Annotated in this window: 16 protein-coding genes, 1 other RNA gene and 1 pseudogene; 5 read left to right on the top strand and 13 right to left on the bottom strand. The window is 42.2% G+C overall.

The genetic code is table 11. The features are described from left to right. Positions 1 to 487: 487 nt before the first annotated feature. From AC3EBE_RS19475 to AC3EBE_RS19445, 7 genes are all read right to left on the bottom strand, one after another. Positions 488 to 1,630: a THUMP domain-containing class I SAM-dependent RNA methyltransferase gene (locus AC3EBE_RS19475; RefSeq protein ID WP_488596693.1), complete on the bottom strand. Its 1,143-nt coding sequence runs from the start codon at positions 1,628 to 1,630 to the stop codon at positions 488 to 490. Positions 1,631 to 1,965: 335 nt separating this feature from the next. Next, positions 1,966 to 2,353, bottom strand: an RNA gene (gene rnpB / locus AC3EBE_RS19470) — RNase P RNA component class B. Positions 2,354 to 2,436: 83 nt separating this feature from the next. Further along, a complete protein-coding gene (gene gpsB, locus AC3EBE_RS19465; RefSeq protein WP_488596730.1) occupies positions 2,437 to 2,736 on the bottom strand; it encodes a cell division regulator GpsB in 300 nt (99 codons plus the stop codon). A 77-nt stretch (positions 2,737 to 2,813) separates the two neighbouring features. Continuing rightward, positions 2,814 to 3,374 (bottom strand): SLOG family protein, encoded by a 561-nt coding sequence (locus AC3EBE_RS19460; RefSeq protein WP_488596692.1) that lies wholly within the window; start codon positions 3,372 to 3,374, stop codon positions 2,814 to 2,816. 163 nt (positions 3,375 to 3,537) lie between these two features. Beyond that, a complete protein-coding gene (locus AC3EBE_RS19455) occupies positions 3,538 to 3,858 on the bottom strand; it encodes a CotD family spore coat protein (protein ID WP_488596691.1) in 321 nt (106 codons plus the stop codon). 384 nt (positions 3,859 to 4,242) lie between these two features. Beyond that, complete coding sequence (locus AC3EBE_RS19450) at positions 4,243 to 5,520, bottom strand: ribonuclease H-like domain-containing protein (RefSeq protein WP_488596690.1); 1,278 nt, start codon at positions 5,518 to 5,520, stop codon at positions 4,243 to 4,245. 18 nt (positions 5,521 to 5,538) lie between these two features. Next, complete coding sequence (locus tag AC3EBE_RS19445; protein WP_488596689.1) at positions 5,539 to 7,815, bottom strand: DEAD/DEAH box helicase; 2,277 nt, start codon at positions 7,813 to 7,815, stop codon at positions 5,539 to 5,541. A gap of 413 nt (positions 7,816 to 8,228) precedes the next feature. Between AC3EBE_RS19445 and AC3EBE_RS19440 the strand changes: the two genes are divergently transcribed. Then, positions 8,229 to 8,921: a Crp/Fnr family transcriptional regulator gene (locus tag AC3EBE_RS19440; RefSeq protein ID WP_488596688.1), complete on the top strand. Its 693-nt coding sequence runs from the start codon at positions 8,229 to 8,231 to the stop codon at positions 8,919 to 8,921. A gap of 33 nt (positions 8,922 to 8,954) precedes the next feature. Here the strand turns inward: AC3EBE_RS19440 and AC3EBE_RS19435 are convergent. Together AC3EBE_RS19435 and hcp are read right to left on the bottom strand one after the other, a co-directional pair. Further along, positions 8,955 to 9,176: pseudogene (locus AC3EBE_RS19435) on the bottom strand (transposase); the annotation flags it as partial. A gap of 506 nt (positions 9,177 to 9,682) precedes the next feature. Further along, positions 9,683 to 10,984: a hydroxylamine reductase gene (hcp, locus tag AC3EBE_RS19430; protein ID WP_488596687.1), complete on the bottom strand. Its 1,302-nt coding sequence runs from the start codon at positions 10,982 to 10,984 to the stop codon at positions 9,683 to 9,685. Positions 10,985 to 11,223: 239 nt separating this feature from the next. Between hcp and AC3EBE_RS19425 the strand changes: the two genes are divergently transcribed. Then, on the top strand, positions 11,224 to 11,697 hold the full coding sequence (locus AC3EBE_RS19425; protein WP_488596686.1) for an Hsp20/alpha crystallin family protein: 474 nt from the start codon (positions 11,224 to 11,226) through the stop codon (positions 11,695 to 11,697). 27 nt (positions 11,698 to 11,724) lie between these two features. On the opposite strand, the gene AC3EBE_RS19420 is transcribed toward AC3EBE_RS19425, so the two are convergent. Continuing rightward, positions 11,725 to 12,270 carry a YppG family protein gene (locus AC3EBE_RS19420; protein ID WP_488596685.1) on the bottom strand — a complete coding sequence of 182 codons (546 nt, stop codon included), beginning with the start codon at positions 12,268 to 12,270 and terminating at the stop codon, positions 11,725 to 11,727. 191 nt (positions 12,271 to 12,461) lie between these two features. Here AC3EBE_RS19420 and AC3EBE_RS19415 point away from each other — a divergent pair, with 191 nt between their 5' ends. Continuing rightward, on the top strand, positions 12,462 to 12,659 hold the full coding sequence (locus AC3EBE_RS19415) for a YppF family protein (protein ID WP_488596684.1): 198 nt from the start codon (positions 12,462 to 12,464) through the stop codon (positions 12,657 to 12,659). 75 nt (positions 12,660 to 12,734) lie between these two features. On the opposite strand, the gene AC3EBE_RS19410 is transcribed toward AC3EBE_RS19415, so the two are convergent. The 3 genes from AC3EBE_RS19410 to AC3EBE_RS19400 form a co-directional block, all read right to left on the bottom strand. Further along, positions 12,735 to 13,112: a YppE family protein gene (locus AC3EBE_RS19410; protein WP_488596683.1), complete on the bottom strand. Its 378-nt coding sequence runs from the start codon at positions 13,110 to 13,112 to the stop codon at positions 12,735 to 12,737. A gap of 201 nt (positions 13,113 to 13,313) precedes the next feature. Next, positions 13,314 to 13,565, bottom strand: a complete 252-nt coding sequence (locus AC3EBE_RS19405) for a hypothetical protein (RefSeq protein ID WP_488596682.1) — start codon at positions 13,563 to 13,565, stop codon at positions 13,314 to 13,316. A gap of 418 nt (positions 13,566 to 13,983) precedes the next feature. Next, positions 13,984 to 14,976 carry a DUF2515 domain-containing protein gene (locus AC3EBE_RS19400; protein ID WP_488596681.1) on the bottom strand — a complete coding sequence of 331 codons (993 nt, stop codon included), beginning with the start codon at positions 14,974 to 14,976 and terminating at the stop codon, positions 13,984 to 13,986. A 117-nt stretch (positions 14,977 to 15,093) separates the two neighbouring features. On the opposite strand from AC3EBE_RS19400, the gene recU reads away from it, so the two are divergent. Beyond that, positions 15,094 to 15,705, top strand: a complete 612-nt coding sequence (recU, locus tag AC3EBE_RS19395; RefSeq protein WP_488596680.1) for a Holliday junction resolvase RecU — start codon at positions 15,094 to 15,096, stop codon at positions 15,703 to 15,705. Positions 15,706 to 15,873: 168 nt separating this feature from the next. Continuing rightward, entirely contained in the window at positions 15,874 to 18,489 is a 2,616-nt protein-coding gene (locus AC3EBE_RS19390; protein ID WP_488596679.1) for a PBP1A family penicillin-binding protein, read from the top strand. Position 18,490 lies beyond the last annotated feature (1 nt).

Here is an 18,490-nt window from a genome sequence, read left to right as displayed (position 1 = left end):
CCAACCTCCTTATTGAGGAGCTCTTACGGACAACTTTTCTTCCGCACCCTTCCAACTTGTCCTTTTGAGGCGCTCTTACGGACTACTTTTCTCTTGCCCCCTTCCAACCTGTCCTTTTGAGGCGCTCTTACGGACAACTTTTCTCTTGCCCCCTTCCAACCTGTCCTTTTGAAGGCCTCTTACGGACAACTTTTCTTCCGCATCCGTCCAACCTGTCCTTTTGATGCGCTCTTACGGACAACTTCCCTTTCGCTTCCATCCAACCTGTCCTTTCGAAGGCCTCTGATGTAGAACTCATCTTTCGCAACCGTCCATCTTGTCCTTTGGAGGAGGTTTTACGGACAAATTTTCATCCTCACCACCCCAACCCGTCCTTTTAAAAAACTCTTACGGACCGGTTTCCTTCCCCACTCTCATAACCCGCAATTCTCAATATTTTTGGTTAGCAAAAAAGCCACTCCGCTAAGAGTGGCTTTTTTACTTCATTTTATTTATCTGTCCGTGGCGGTCTTTTACCCCAATACTGGTAATAATCAGTTCTTATGAAGCCGTTGAATAGCTTGCGTTTTTTTGTCGCCGGCTTTCCATAAACTTCTTCAAAGTTTTCATTGGATGTCAGGATGTAGATTGACCATGTATCAAGTGGCGCGAATGTTCTCCCCATCTCTCTATACATATCTTCTACTGCCTTCTTTTCTCCAAGCCTCTCGCCATATGGTGGATTCCCCACGATTACACCGTATTCCTTTTTCGTCGTAAAGTCTTGGACTCTCATCTGCTTAAATGATAGCAGGTCACCAAGTCCTGCCTCGAATGCGTTTTCCTCAGCTATCCGGACCATCCGATGATCGATGTCCATACCACTGATATCAAGGGGCTGATCGTAATTGGCCAGATCCTCTGCTTCAGTTCTAACTTCATCCCAAATAGATTCAGGAATGATTCCCCATCCTTCTGACACAAATTCACGGTTAAAGCCAGGAGCAATATTTTGTCCTATTAATGCTGCTTCAATCGGTATCGTTCCAGAACCGCAAAATGGATCGACGAATGGTTTATCAGGATTCCAGTTTGTAAGCATGACCAATGCTGCAGCAAGGGTCTCCTTCAGAGGAGCCTCTCCCTGTCCCGAACGGTAGCCGCGCTTATGAAGCCCGCTACCGCTAGTATCGATAGTCAGCGTCACGACATCTTTTAGAAGTGCGACTTCAATTTTGTACAATGGCCCATTTTCTTCAAACCAGGACGTTTTTTTATATTGCTTTTTCAATCGCTCCACAATGGCCTTTTTTACAATTGCCTGGCAATCTGATACACTGAACAGCTTTGATTTTACTGATTTTCCTGACACAGGAAATTCTGCATTCTCAGGAAGGAAATGTTCCCAAGGCAATGCTTTTGTTTTTTCAAACAGCTCATCAAATGTATAGGCTTTAAATTCTCCAACCTTAATTTTGACTCTGTCAGCAGTTCTCAGCCACATATTGCTGCGGGCAATGGCAAGGGCATCCCCTTTGTATGTAATTTTTCCGTTTTCCACCTCACATTGATACCCTAAATCGCGCACTTCCTTTGCAACGATTGCTTCAAGGCCCATAGCAGAGGTAGCGATCAAATCAAAATTTTCCATGTTTTCACCCTTATATTTAAATTGTAATATTATGTACCTTACCCTTAAATTGCCCAACTGTTGATTACAATTCCATTCCAAAAGCTTCGTTTTTCACAGGGAATTAAAAACAAAGGCTCACTTTCTAAGTGCAATTATTTTTCGGCTGCACCGATCCATAGGACATATAACTGCTTTCCAAATGGACTCTTTGGAATTCCATTGTCATACTGAGAAGAGCCTCTAATCAACATGATAATAAACAACACACCTAGCAATATTTATCATTTTATAAAAAAAGCTCTCCTGGCAAAAGGAGAGCTTTCATAAACACTCATACAAATCCATTAATAACGTTCTGTAAGCCATGTTTTGTACCTTTGTACTGCAAGCGACCAAAGGCCTCGTACTCCGGTGGTAATCATCTATCTACAGATGAAAAACATCTGTCCTTCCCTTTGTTCAGTTCCTCCAGGAAGGTGCCCCTACCATCATTTGGGTTTCTCGCTCGTGGGGTTTACCTCGTTCCACCCTTTCCATTTCTGGAAAGGCTCCGTCACTGTGGCACTTTTATAGGTATTCATGCCATATCGTTGCCGACTTAGGCATTTTCCCGGCCGTCAACCGAGAATGATCCCGGCTGCCCTGGCTTATGAATTGGCCAGGCACGAACACTACAAGCATCTCAGCCTGTGCGAGCATGGACTTTCCTCTGCAGCAAAACTGCAGCGATTACCCGAACGCTATTAACAGCTACATAAAGTATTATATGTAATATCTCATTTAAAAGCAATGGTAATAGATTTCAAATACTAGCAGAAACTGGATTAGTCATAAAGCTTGTCGCCAAATACGTGTTTTTCAAGATTAGACAATCTTTTAAGAATATCAAAATTCGTTGTTCCTGCTGCTTGTGTGCTGGGCCTGCGCGATGTTTCATCAAGCTGTTTTTTCAGGCGCAGATTATCCTGCTGCAATTCTTCGATCTCTGCCTGCATTAATTCATAATCCTTGATGATCATATCAAGAAACTTATCTACATCCTCAGGCTTATAGCCACGCATTGCTGTTTTGAATTCTTTTTCCAAAATATCTTTTGCAGTTAACTGTAATTTGTCGGATAGCATTCCATTCACCTCAATATACCCCTATCGTCACATTTTATTTTTTCAAAAACATGGGCATTTGTCAATCTTGGTCTACCTTAAAAACCTTGCTTCCTTAATTGTTCTTCTTCTACAACGATTTGTAAATCATACATTGTAATCAATCTTACATCGTATTCATGTGTTTCTGCATACTTTTTGGCTGTATCATATAAGAACCTTGGGCTTCCTTCTTTTTCAGGATCATAAAGAAGGAGCAATACATCGCTTTTTTCAACGAAAAATTGGTTCTTTAGCCTGAACTGCCACGGATTTTCATATGGCTTTTTGGTAATGGAGTCGACATGATCCGCCCCCATCAGTACAGATTCGTACCATTCTTTGTTTGCATCCTTCCAGCTTTCCTCTTGATTAAGGAATGGCGTGAATACAGACAGTTTCAAATCGGGATATTCCTCCTGAAGTTCTGCTACTGCTTCTCCAGCCCACAGTTCAACACCAAGCTGACCGCTGATCATTACCCATTCTAATCCTTCATCGATCAACGACAGAAGATTTTTCTTAATCGCCAATTTTATGTATTCAGCAGCAGGATGATTATGCTGGAAAACCCCGAGTTCAAATGGTTTATACCCAGAAATTGCAGCTACCTTAACCATTGTGTCTCCTTCTGTTAACCCAAAGTTTCATTTCCTGAATGGAAAACTCCTTAAAGAATGTATTCCCTTTAAATGTCCTTTATTAATCATTCTTTTGAAGACTTTATTTAAAACATTTAAAAAAACAAGGGCCGAAATAGCCCTTGTTACATTTTTTAGTTTTTTATCTGCCAAATCCCATTCCTGGTCCCGGGCCAAATCCTGGTCCCATTCCCATTCCAGGTCCTACACCAAACCCTGGGCGTGGCCCTGGTCCGCCAAACGGAACTGGTCCTGGTCCGCCGTAATGGTTCTGATGTGTTACCTGGTTCACTGTGGACTGAGTTTGTGGATAGTAGTGAACATGATCGTAATTAATGTGGTTTACATTCGTAGTATGTGTTGGATGGACGTGAGGAACCACATTGTTTACGAAATTATTATTTACACAACATTTAGTAGGGTGAACTACTGTTGGTAAAACATTTGTTGGTCTGCAGAACATAGTGCATAACTCCTTTCCTTCGACTTATTCTTTACATTAACAGCCTATGAAGGAGGTATGCTTCTTGTACTAATGAAAACACCTATTTTTTCATTGTTTCTCAGCTTTAGCTATAAGATAAATATTATAGGAAGGAATAAAAGTTGTCCTTTAGTCCGCTGAAAATAAACGCGATAAGGGTAATGACCACAAAATAGAGAACTAAAACAGCTTTATACATGTTACCAGCCCCGTAAAATTTTTGTATTTTTTGTTCCACACAATTAAACATTTTACAATGACATTACAGGACATACAACAGGATATTACAGGATTATTAAAGGTAAATATTAAAATTTTGTTACAATTGACAAAAAAATGACGAATAACAATGAAAATGGTGATTTATCTTGACGAATCCTGCGCTTCCCCGGGAAATTGTTTGCGGGAAATCCTCATTATTCTTTTATCGAGTTCGGATTTGAAAAGAGTGTCTTTTTTTGTTGTGCCACCCTCTTCAACATGGATTTTCATCGCCGACATGCAATACTCGAGAGCGAGCTTCAAATCTTTTTCACGATGCTCAAAATGCTTAGCAAGCTCTATGCAGGCCTCTTTCCTCGCCTGGCTGCTCCCTTTTTGAGCACTGTCTTTCCATAACGCTGCAGCTTGATCATATTCCCTATTCCTTTTATATTCAAAAGCCAGTGCATGCTTGGCTTCAGCTTCTTGTTCATTTCCATCTTCAGCCAATCCGCTGAATGTCTGCTTAGCTCGCTCAGTATCCCCAAGATAAGCAAACCATCGCCCCACCTCAAACGTCTCACGTGCTGTCTGTGATTGGTCCCTGCCCAGAATCTGAAAAGTTAAATGCGTATATAGAGTTAGCAGCGAAAGGATATCTGTTTCGTTATGCTTGATCACTCCAAGCAGCCCTTCTGGATTCTTTCTTTCGAGGAAATCGAAATAAATCATTGGAGCAAGGTAACCCGGGATGTCGTCCTTACGTTCCAGGCCCAGTATTTCCTGCTCGACTATACTCAGTTTCATTCGCTCGATTTTATGCTTCCACATTCTCCTGGCTGCATGGTAAAGATCAAAATGCCCAAATGCAGGCAGCTTTGGTACATGGTCGCGGACAAGAGTGTGCCGAGTCTTAACTTGCGGCCAATCAAATGCCTTTCCATTGTAGGTGACAAGGGTGGAATAATCAGCATTTTCCAGGAAGCTTTGGTACAAAGCCACTTCCCCTCCGGGATGAGGCAAAATATGCTGCTTCAATATAACCGATCTGTCCGTTACACTTGCGTGTCCCAGCAAAAAGATCGTGTTGCCTGCTCCTCCTCCCAGGCCAGTTGTTTCAGTATCAAAAAAAACAAGATCTGAGGGGTTATGCCCGGCAGCAGAAAGTGGGTGGTTGGTTCCTTCACGATTCCATAAGGCGACCGCTTCTATCAAATCGGCAAATTTATAATGCCCATGCTGATGATCAAGCGGGTAATGCACTTCCCTTACGAGGCAGTATTCACCATCAAAAAAGAAGGGGGATACATTTTCCTTCTCCCATATATCGAGAAAAGGGACCTCATGCTGCTTCCCAATCTGCAATGGTTCAGCCTTGGGCTTATCCATTCCGCTTTTTAGATGTGGCTTAAGCCTGTTCAGCTTGTTTTTCAGGCTCATTGTGATCCCCCTCCTTCCCTATATAGCAGCTTTAAGGAACATATCTAATATTTTAACTACATCCTTTTTCGAATGAATGGACGTTGTATCTGTGCCGATGCAGGAAGGACAGCCGCTGGTACACTGGCAGTTCATGACCATTTGCTTCGTCTGTCCCAGAATATCCTCAATGCCTGAATATATTTTCTCACTTAGTCCTACTCCGCCCGGGTAGCGGTCATAGAAAAAGATCGTTGGCTTCTCGTTATGTGCGGCCTTAACCTGGGGGACAACATGGACGTCCGATGGATCACACATAACGAATAAGGGAACGATGTGCTTCAATGCCTGGGACGTTCCGATCAAGCCTTCCTCCAGACGATCATCATTAAATTCAGAGAGCTCTTTATTAAGCGAAATCCAAGCAGAATTCGTATGCAGTTCTTCTTCGGGCAAATATATCGGACCCGATCCGATATTTTCATGTGTTTCGAACCTGATTTTCTTAAAAATAGTCGCCATCGCCCGGACGCTGACATCTCCATAGCCAATCTCTGTTTCCTCATTGCCGCGTTGCTTGTCCTCTTCAAGGACATTGAGCTGGACAGCTAAATTTGCATCGGTAAAATAATCGACATCCACCTCGCGGACAAAGGCTTTTTTTTCTTCCCAGTCCAGTTTTTCGACCTGGAATTGGACGCCTTGATGGAGGTAAATCGCCTCTTCGTGTAAAAGTGTCATAGCTGAAAATGTATCCATCTCTCCTATTACGCGTACATTTGCCACATCAGACTGGTCTATGATTACTACATTTTCCTGCGATGCAGAACGAAGACTGATATTATGGGCCGGAAATGCATCATTCATCCAGTACCATTTTTCGCCATTTTGATGGAGAATTCGTTCCTCAGTCAAATAATCAAGAATTTCTTCGATTTCTGCTGCCCCAAAAGTGTCTCCCTTCTTAAATGGAAGTTCATAGGCAGCACATTTGATATGGTCAATCAGGATAATAAGGTTATCCGGGTTGATTCTTGCGGTCTCTGGACTGCGATTGAAAAAGTATTCTGGATTCTGGATTACATACTGATCCAGCGGACTCGAGCTTGCCACCATGATGACCACTGATTCGCCGTGTCTTCTCCCTGCTCTTCCTGCCTGCTGCCAGGCACTAGCAATTGTTCCGGGATATCCATTCATAATGCACACCTGCAGCTGGCCTATATCGACACCAAGTTCGAGTGCATTCGTGCTGACCACTCCATAAATATCTCCAGACCTTAGTCCCTTTTCGATTTCTCTTCTTTCGGTAGGAAGATAGCCACCCCTATAGCCTCTGATTGCCTTGGGTCCAAGCTTGTGCTTAACAAGCTCCTGCAGATACGTCAAAAGAATTTCAACCCGGACCCTGCTGCGGGCAAATATGATGGTCTGTATCTTATTTTTAAGGAATTCTCCAGCGAGCCGTCTCGTTTCAAGCGTCGCACTCCTCCGTACGTTAAGCGGAATATTGACGACAGGCGGATTATAAAACAAGAAATGCTTCCTTCCGGATGGCGCGCCATTATTATCGATCAGGACCATATCCTTTTCTGTAAGCCCTTCAGCAAGCTCTAGGGGGTTGGCAATTGTTGCTGATGTGCAGATGAAAACGGGGTCGCTCCCATAATAATTGCAAATTCGTTTCAGTCTCCTGATCACATTGGCTACATGGCTGCCAAATACACCCCTGTAAATATGCAGTTCATCGATGACAACATACTTCAGGTTTTCGAATAATGACACCCATTTTGTATGATGAGGCAAAATCGCTGAATGAAGCATATCAGGGTTGGTAATCACGATATGTCCTGCTCTTCGCACCTTTTGCCGAATATTTGAAGGAGTATCGCCGTCATATGTATAACTATTGATGGACAGCTCTCCCTCCTGGATCAATTCATTGATTTCACTTTTTTGATCCTGTGCAAGGGCTTTTGTCGGGAACATGTATAGTGCTCTTGCATTCGGGTCATTTATGACGGATTGAAGAACTGGAAGATTATAGCAGAGGGTTTTGCCAGAAGCAGTTGGCGTAACTGCAACAATGCTCTGCCCCTCCATTATTTGGTCATAGGAAGACTTCTGGTGTGTATAGAGACGGGAAATCCCTCTCCTCTCAAGCGCTTTTTTTAAAATCTCACTCAAGTCCTCAGGCATATCTTCGGTCCGGGCCTCTTTTTCGTCAATCGTATGCCAGTGGACTATATTTCTTTTTACAGATTCTCCAACCTTCAAATCTGTCATAATTTCCTGCAAACTTTTGCGGACTTTCATCTCGTTCACCTCGTTATCTCTATTCTACCGAATAAACGTTCGTTGCAAAAGTAAAATTATCATTATTTCACTCTGCTATTTTTTGGTACTTTTGTATCCTATCTTAAAACTCAGCATAAGAAATTTGTCTGTTGGTTTTCTTTCCATGCGCTTCACTTTAAGCAGTATTTCTCCTGGGGTCTCCTTTTTCAGCTGCTCACGCAGGACTCGAAGAAGCTTCCACTAATGGGCCCACGCTCGATGGAAATGCGATCGCATTTTTCGAAGGAGTCTACTGCCTTCCACTGCAATCAACAGGATTTTCATGATAGAACAATTAGTATTTTTATAGTTATAAGGTATCCATCAAGATTTTTTGTTAAAATAATAGGGAATGATTAAAATTCATTGTTATACTATTTGAGGTGTTTCAGTTGGAGAGAAGTGAGATAAAAAAGGTGCTTTCAGGATTCATGCTTTTCAGGGATCTGGAAGAAGATGAACTGGAGAAAATTGTTGATATATCGATAGCCCGCGAATGGAAAAAGAACAGTCACGTATTCCTGCAGGGGGACCCGCTAGAAAATGTTTACTTCATTCATGAGGGAAAGGTGAAAATATACAAGAGTGACGCTAATGGCCGGGAACAGATCGTTGCGATCCTAAAAAAAGGCGAAATGTTTCCTCATGTGGGTTTCTTTCGGAAGGGCGGATATCCTGGTTATTCTGAAGTCCTAGAGCATGCACAGCTTGTTGTCGTGCCTATTTTCCAATTTGAGAAGGTGCTTGTTGAGAATCCCCATCTCAGCATTAAAGTTTTTAAGGTGCTCGGAGAAAAAATTGTAGATTTACAGGAACGCCTGGAGGCACAAATTTTAAATAATACTTATGAACAAATCATTAAGCTTTTGATCAGGCTTGGTGAAATTCATGGTAAAAAGCTTGAGAATGGCAAAGTCCTGCTAAAGACAGATTTTACGAATAAAGACCTTGCGAACATGATTGGCACTACTCGGGAAACAGTCAGCAGGACACTGACCCGGATGAAAAAAGATAACCTTATTGCCACTGATAATGATGGGAATTATATTCTTGATCAGGATTTATTATTGGATGAACTTATATAAAATTAAGCCCGCTACGATTAGAGGGCTCAGTTAGGCTATATCCGTTTCTACTTCGGCAATGGTCTGGCGTATGGAACGGATGCCAAAGGTAGATTGAATGAAGGTGAGTTTAGTTAAAATTACAGGGTCAATGCTTGGGCTCCCTACTTCCGAATATCCATCCTTCATCAGTTCATAAATGAAAGAATAATCAATGGCTGCTTCCATTTTACGGACTAAATGTTCCTGAGGAACCAGTTGGTCTAAAGCGACCATTTCTAATTGATTTCTTGGACTGGATTGTTTTTGGAAAGCATCTTTATCACCTCAAGCGTTATATATATCTTATTAAAATAGACTTATGTTTAGTTCCACGCTAATTTCAGAAATCCTGTTGATTGGAGTGGAAGGCGCGTAGACTCCTCCGAAAATGCTATCGCATTTCCATCGTGCGTGGGCAAACTCGAGGAAGCCTTTCAAAGTCCTTCGGGATCAGACGGACAGGTGAGACCTAGGTAGAAATGGCCCCTTCCTTTCGGGCCATTTTACCCCGCAGGCGCCAGCGGCGGCAAGGAGGCTCAGCGCCGGCCCCTAGAAGAATTTGCTCTTGAAAAAGCCGGCAGTTGGGCTTTTTCATAATTCTTCAGCGGAAAGCAAAGCGTCTGGAACGGAAATCAACAGCCCCATTCAGGCACCAACCAAAAAAAGACTGTAAACAAACACGATTTTCATCGAGTTTGTCTACAGTCTGAGCCCGCTAACGAGTAGCGGGCTTTCTTTTCTTATTCTGTTTTGCTTAATTGCATCATCGTTTCCATATCTTCCTGTGCAGTTGTGATCAATTTCAGGTTGAAAGTTTCCTGTAGCACTTCCATAACTCCTTCTGAAATGAATTCAGGGGGTTTAGGCCCAATTCGGATGTCTTGAATGCCGAGGCTGAACAACCCAAGGAGGATTGCGACTGCTTTTTGTTCAAACCAAGAAAGGACGATACTTACTGGCAGCTCGTTCACATCACATTCAAAAGCGTCAGCTAATGCTTTTGCAATTTTCACAGTAGATACTGAGTTATTGCATTGCCCTAAATCAAGGTAGCGCGGGATATTTGTTCCCGGAACGACTCCATAATCAACATCATTAAAACGGAATTTCCCGCATGAAGTTGTAAGGATAACTGCTTCCGGAGGTAATGATGTTGCAAGCTCGCGGTAGTATTCCCCCCCTTTACCAGGTGCGTCGCAGCCTGCGATGACAAAGAAGCGCTTGATTTTGCCATCCTTTACTGCCTGAATCACTTCAGGAGCCAGCCCAAGTACTGTTTCATGATGGAAACCTGTCACCAATGTTTCTTCTGATTCCATATTGGCTTCCGGAAGCTCTAAAGCCTTCTCAATAACCATGGTAAAATCATCATTTTCAATTTTTCTTACATTCTCAAGGCCTGCAACCTCATATGTAAACATGCGGTCTGCATAGGAACCTTTGATTGGCATCACACAATTTGTCGTTGCCAGGATAGCACCCGGGAATTTTTCAAACAGCCTGCGCTGATCGAACCAGGCTTTTCCGATGTTACCTTTTAAGTGAGGGTATTTCTTCAGGGCTGGATAACCGTGTGCAGGCAGCATCTCAGAGTGTGTATATATATTGATGCCCTTTCCATCGGTTTGTTTCAGCAGCTCTTCCAATGCAAATAAATTATGACCAGTTACAACGATGCACTTTCCTTCAATTTTATTCTGGCTGACACGTACAGGCTGCGGTATTCCAAGGCGGCTCGTATGTGCTTCATCCAGCATTTCCATGACACGGACAGCTGACTGGCCTACTTTCATGGCCATATCAATATGTTCCTGCACATTAAAATTCGAGTTAGTCAAAGTCATATAAAGCGCTTCATGTGTTGTAGCATCTACAAATGGGTCTGTAAATCCAAGCTGGTTTGCATGTGTCCTATATGCTGCAATGCCCTTTAATGCAAAAATGATGGTATCCTGCAGGCTGGCAATTGTTTCATCTTTTCCGCAAACTCCTACTACTTTACAGCCGCCCGTTGGCGTCTGTTCACATTGGTAACAAAACATGTTTAGTCCCCTCTTCCGCTGTATTTACTGTTACAGCATACAAAGGAACACTGACTGGTTATGTGATGTAAATCACACCACAGGCATTTTTCACAAAGTGTTCAAAAAACCTTGGCGAAAAATAGAACAGCTTTTTATAATAGGCAGCTTTCCCATTTTTAAGGCAATGAATCCTGAACAAGGACATTCCATCCATCATATCCTATGATAAGAATTTTTTGCAGAGGAGGATATAAGCGATGGCACCTAACCATCCTGACCGTCCAAAAAGACACGAAGCCCTGGAGCAATGGTTTAAATCGGTGAATCAGATTATGAATGAAAAACCTGTAAAAGGAATTTTGCAAACAATCGATGATTTTTTCAGGCAGCCTTTCCCTCATTCGACCTTTCCGGTAGATGTGCAGGAAAATGAAAAAGAATATGTGGTCATTACAGAATTGCCGGGTGTAAAGAAAGATCAAATCAGTCTTGATGTCATCAGCAATTCGTTATCTATTTCCGTTGACAGATCCGATATCTATTCAGAAATCAATGAGGTGGAAAAAACCTACCGGCAGAGTACTTCACTTCAAAGATTTAGCCGGACGATCCCTTTTTCCCACCCTATAAACGAACGTAAGATCCGTGCCTCCTATAATGATGGGCTGCTGAAGGTCAATGTCGCCAAGAAGCTTGGGAAAAAGATTGATATTACAATAGATACAGAATGAGAAAAAAGCAGGCGAACCGCCTGCTTTTTATACTTTAAACATTCCGCCAAGCCCTTTGACCAACGACGATACCTGGGTAACAGCATTCATCATTTGTCCTGCTGTATCAACCATCTTGTTGATATCCAGGTTTCCATCCTGGCTTTTGAATGAATTCATAAATGATTGCATGCCCGAGGGCTGCTTTGGCATGAATGCCTGCTGGGGATATGGATTATAGTTTTGAAATTCAGCCTGGGGATTATAGTAACCATAGATTGGATCATCTTCTGGCTGCAATGGATTTTGAAAAAGCATTTTGGAATAATCATTTTTTGGCTGTGCCGGCTGATATGGCTGGTTCCACTGCTGGCTGCCCTGTAAATACGGATTTACCGGGTAGCCTTGCTGCAGCGGCTGGCTTTGCCAATTGCCCTGCATACCAGCCCAATAGGGATTCACATATTGCTGAGGGAGCGGCTGCTGCCGGTTTATACCTTGATTGATCCCATTTAAGCTGTAAGGTTCCTGATAATATTGATTTTGCCAATATTGAGGCTGATTTACATTCATTTTATTCCTGCGGCCAAACATGGCGAACATCCTCCTCCATACATTCATTACGATATATTATGTTGGTTTCGCCCAGATGGTGATAGTATTGGAAGGGTCTACCGCTTTTGTCTAATCGTGAAAGAATCTGTCGGAAGTTTAAATTTTTGAAAAATAAATTCCACTTCTGATTTCATGATACGATTAAAACAAATGATGGAGGAGGATGAAAAATGAACGTTCACGAACTCAAAAATCTATTTGCGCAGACAAAAGAATATACTCCGGAACATGTAAATGAACTTCTCGATTTTACCAAAAAGTCATATATTCAAAATGAAATCACCATTTTAGAATACCGGAATCTTGTTCGTGAGCTGGAATTACAAGGGGCCTTCATACCGGAAGACCACAAAGAATTCTCTATCTAGTCGGAAATTCACAGTGTCCCTGCGGGGATTGCTGGACAAAAACTGAAGCACCAGATGGACTGGTGCTTCTTCTGTTTACCTCAAAAATGTCTTATCAATTGCAAGAATCATACTGTTAAGGATGAATTCAACAGATTGATGCTGGTCGTAAAAACGTTTTTTGCTGGTTTCGGGAAAGAAAGCCTGCACAGAAATGACCTCAATATAATCAGCTGCAGTATCAATCTGGTTTGCATGGAGGTTTTTTGGCCTGTTCTCCAGTATCCAGCTTTTTGCAGCTTCCCTCCACTTGCTTGATAGCCCTTTCACCTCATCCGCGAAAGGTTTAACTTCAGTGTGAAAATCCCCTCTGATCCCCTCGCTCTTGGAAGCCTCGAATCTTTTAAGTGCGCAGTCCAATCGTTCCAATAATTCCTTCGATAAATCTATTATTCGCTGATTGTCTTGTCCCATTTTTATTTCCTGCCTTCTCATATCCATTCTAAAACTCATAAAATCATATCTTAATGACTTTGGGCTATAACAGCGCCAGCTGAACTGCTGATTGGTTTTGCAAATGAACTCTCAGCCTTGGCTATTCTATACTTTACCAGCCAAAAATAAAAGTAGCCCTACAAAATAAAGCTACTAAGGTTGAAACTATTCTATTATATATTAAAAACCTAATTCAAGTTTTAAACCCTTGGTATCTGGTAAATGAGCGGGGGTTCTGGAATGGATTGCCATGTTCGCTTCTAATCCATCAAGAATCATTCCGTAACTTTCGATCTTCTCTGAGTGGTCGAGGTACATCCCGGCTCTTATTGCTGCCAGCGAATGATGCAGGCTGGCATCTGCCTCTTCCAGTTCATACACCATTTCTGTCAGCATACCTAGAACCTCTTCCTTTTCGATTCCCGGTCTCATTACAATCTCTCCTATCATGATTTATTTCAAAGGCACCATTTCCATGGCACCAATTCCATGGCAGCAGCACACCGTTTTTCCAGCAACATCTTTGCCTTTATAAAGGTAATTCTACCTTCGTCCCGAACCTCCTTTTCGCTTGACAAAACTAGAAGCAATTCGGCAAACAAAGTGGATTTCAGCAAAAACAGCTCCATACTTCGACAGCCTGGTCACCGCATGAAAAATCCGCAAATGAACACACTAATATCGGGAGGTGTTTATATGAATAAGAAACAAAATAAAAAAGCACAGCAGCCAAATAGTTCAATGGAGAAAAAAGCTGGCTACGGTGATAAAAAGCTAGAAGGACCTAACCGTCCGGCAGAATGAGCAAAAAAAGCAAGGGTATCCTTGCTTTTTTGTTTGCATTCTCTGATCACGTGGTAAATATATCCTTTACAGCGACCAGGGCATGAAGTTGTTTTTGTTTTTTCAAATACCATTTTGTCAAATGCGTTGGATGGATATGACGCACCTCTTCATCGATCCATTCTTTATGAAATTTTCTCTTCTGGAACCAGTCATACTGTCTATGATAGTGATGCTCAATGACAGGAAATGTGCATCGAAGAAAAGGTGTATCCCTCCTTTTGTGAAAAGGAAAGTATTTTTCATAATCATGCCGTGAAGCAGTATGTTCGGTATTCAAAGCAAATTCCAGGATCATCGGGTAGTGACGGGGATTAAACAGGATGTCTGCCAGCCTTTTTCCTAAATTGATCCGTTTATGGACAGATTTGAACCCATTTACACTTGCTCCATACAATTCTCCTTCACATGTCGGAAACAGAACCGTACTAAAATGGAGGGAATCTTCAAAGGAAAACATCATCGTGCTGAAAACCCTCTTTCTGAAAATGGGATGACTGATTACTGGCTGCTGGATGACATTTTGTTCATTAACGATTAAAGCTGTCATCAATCTCTTTTTATCACGATAATGCCAGAATAAGTTCCATTCCCTCACCATGAACGCTGAGACATCAAGATATTTAAGCAAGTGAAACATTGGAGTGTTTTTTTTCGTCGAATAGGAGTACAAAAGAAGTTGGGAATAGGCATCCCGAAAAATCAGCCAGTTCGCCCGCTCATATGTCAGGAAGAGCCGCTGCCTGATTTCTGGTTGTTTAATCATTCGGGGGAACCATTCCCCCTCCAGGTCACACATGCTGTAGCCGCCGTTTCTCGAAACCATGCTGGCGAGGAATGGCCAGATGATTTCTGGAGTTTCAAGATAATAATCAAGATAGGCCTTTGTTCTTGAAATATTGTCAGCATTTTTCCGTTCTGTCTCCATTTTTATGGTATGAATCAGCTGGGCTTCATTATCCGGGAGCTTGTGATAATGGGGAATTTGGGTTTTTGACACACCATTTCTCTCCCTTTACTTTGGGCTTCTATTAGCTTGATTTGAAATGAGGCTTTTTATTCAACCAAAGCAGCAGTTAATTTGGTATGATATAGAGTAGTTTGTGAGGTGGTAAGCTTGATTTTTAATTATCCTAATGGAAAACGGTATAATCCAAATCCGGAACAGACGGTGAAGGCCAAAAAAGAAAAAAACATTGCCTACAGCAACCGCGGGATGACACTTGAAGAGGACTTGAACATAACAAACACGTACTACCTTGACAGGGCAATTGCGGTAATCCATAAAAAACCGACTCCTGTACAAATCGTCAATGTTGATTATCCTCGCAGGAGTGCGGCAGTCATCAAGGAGGCATACTTTAAACAAGCTTCTACAACAGACTATAATGGGGTGTACAAAGGGAAATACATCGACTTTGAAGCAAAAGAAACTAAGTTCTCTACATCTTTTCCGCTTAAGAATTTTCATGAACACCAGATCACCCATATGAAATCAGTTATAGACCAAAGGGGGATCTGTTTTGTAATCTTAAGGTTCTCCACCGAGGAGGAAGTATACCTTCTAGAAGCAAAGCATCTGCTTGCTTTTTGGGATAGAATGAAAGATGGAGGAAGAAAATCGATTACCAAGGTAGAAATAGAAAACCTGGGCCATAGAATCCCTCTAGGATTGCACCCAAGGATTGACTATATTAAAGTTATAGATTATCTTTATAAACTTAGTTGAACTTTTCAAAGCTTCAAGTGAATTTTGGTGTTTATAATTGCCTTTTAATCAATCTCAGCGTAATTTAAGCTTCATGCTCTTTTCGAAAAAGCTTCTGGTAAATCCAACACAGAACTACTCGAACTAGCTTTTGAAAAGAGTTTTATTGTTAGAAAGGAAGGAACTTATATGGCACAGAAACCTCAAACACGTGAGGAACGGCGAAAACAGCTGGCAGCCAAGAATAAAAAACCAACAAAAGGAAACCAAAAGCAAAAGGGAGTTTTCAAGAAGGTTTTTCTTGCACTTATTGCCCTGGGCATTATTGGAATGCTGACTGGCGTTGCCGTTTTTGCTTTTATGATACAGGATACTCCGAAATTAGATAAAGCGACTTTAAAGGACCCTATTTCATCGAAGATTTATGATAAGGATAAAAATCTTGTGACAGAGGTTGGATCAGAGAACAGGGACTATGTAGCTTATGAGGATATTCCAGAACTTGTCGAAAATGCTTTCATTGCAACGGAGGATGTCCGATTCTATAAGCACAACGGAATCGATGTAATCCGCCTTGGCGGAGCAGTCATAGCGAATGTCACCAATGGTTTTGGTTCAGAAGGCGCTTCTACCATTACTCAGCAGGTCGTCAAGAACTATTTCCTTGGCTTTGAAAAAACACTCTCAAGAAAAGCACAGGAAGCCTGGCTGGCATACCAGCTCGAACAAAAATATACAAAGCACCAAATTTTTGAAATGTATGTGAATAAAATTTTCATGTCCGAAGGCAGCCATGGTGTTTTGACTGCTTCAAGGATATATTTTGGGAAGGACCTGGATGAGCTGGAGCTTCATGAAGCAGCCCTTCTGGCTGGAATGCCACAAAGCCCGAACAACTATAATCCTTTTAAACATCCAAAAGAAGCAGAACACCGCAGAAATGTTGTTCTCTCCCTGATGCACCAGCATGGATTTATCACTAAGGAGCAAAAAGAGCAAGCACAAAAAATCCCGGTAGACTCAAGCCTGGTAAAGGAAGAGGATCGCAAGAAGAAGGATGAGGAGCCGTTTGATTCGTTTATTGATTTAGTCATCGAGGAAGTATCAAAACAAGGCGATTTTGATATCTTTTCCGACGGACTGGAAATTTATACCACTCTTGATCCCAAAGCACAAACACATGTGGAAAACATTCTAAGCAGCAATTCTGCTGTTGAGTTTCCAAATGAGGAAATGCAGGCAGGCATCACCCTGCTTGATACAAAGACAGGTGAAATAAGGGCAATCGGCGGAGGAAGGAACCAGAAGGTTAAAAGAGGCCTGAACTTCGCAACTGATATTACGAGACAGCCTGGTTCAACCATTAAGCCGGTTCTGGATTATGGCCCTGCTATCGAGCATCTGCGCTGGGGTACCTACCATATGCTTGAAGATAAACCAATGACCTATTCAAACGGGCAGCCTATCGGCAACTGGAACGACAAGTATAATGGAGTCATGACAATGAGGATGGCACTGGCCAAGTCCATCAATATCCCTGCTCTGCAAGCATTTCAGGCAGTTGGTGCAGACAAGGCCCGCGACTTCGGCGTAAGCCTTGGCTTAACGCTTGATGACCCAATCTATGAATCAGCTTCAATAGGTGCACATGAAGTTTCTCCAATTGAAATGGCCGGTGCTTATGCTGCATTTGGCAATAATGGTTTCTTCACAAAACCTTATGCTGTAAAGAAAATTGTATTAAGAGATAAAACAGAAATTGATATGACGCCTGAGACAGAAGTGGTCATGAAGGATTACACTGCTTTTATGATTACAGATATGCTTAAGACTGCGATCACTTCAGGTACAGGTGCAACTTACGCAAACATTCCAAGTCTTCATGTTGCCGGCAAGACAGGTACAACGAACTATACAGATGAAGAAATCGGCAAATGGGGCATACAGGATGGCGGAGTACCTGACTCGTGGTTTGTTGGTTATACGACCAGATATACAGCATCCATTTGGACCGGATATGAAAACAGGAAGACTGCTTTATATGGTAAGGAACAAAAAATTTCACAAATGCTATTCAGAGATTTAATGTCCTATGTATCTGATGGAACTGATACACCTGACTTCCCTGTTCCAAAGAGTGTAGAAAGGGTTAAGGTCGAAAAAGGCACAATCCCTGCGAAGCTTGCAAGCGAATTTACACCTAAGGAAGACATTCTGTATGAATGGGCGGTAAAAGGAAATGTACCAAAAGAAGTCTCCAAAAAGTTCGATAAGCTGGAGGCGCCAGAAAAGCTTGAAGCAAAATATGATGATAAGACTAACGAGATTCTTTTAACATGGAAATACAAGAAAAAGGATCAGGAAGATGTCACGTTTGAAGTAACCGCATCTCTTGATGAAGGTCCTGAACAGCAATTAAAGATTACTGGAGATACAGGGCTTAGAATCAGTTCTGCCGTCCCAGGAGGAATGTATTCCTTCAAAGTAACGGCTGTCAGAGGCGATCAGCGCTCAGATGCAGCTGTTGTTACCATTGTTGTTCCAGAGTTAGTACCTGAAGAACCGGATGATGGTGACACTGGCGGGGAAGATAACGGAAATAGTAACGGCAATGGCCCTGGTAACGGTAACGGCAATGGAAATGGCAACAGTAATGGAAATGGCAACGGTAATGGTAATGGTGACGGCGGCGATGATGGCACTGGCACTGGCACTGGCACTGGTACAGGTGATGGGGACATAAATCAACCTGGAACCGGAGATGGTGGCGATGATGGAAACAACGGCACCATGCCTGGCCTTTAGG

Source organism: Mesobacillus sp. (assembly GCF_057785455.1).
The sequence above is the reverse complement of the archived record's forward strand: the minus strand, read 5'-3'. Positions and strand labels throughout refer to the sequence as shown.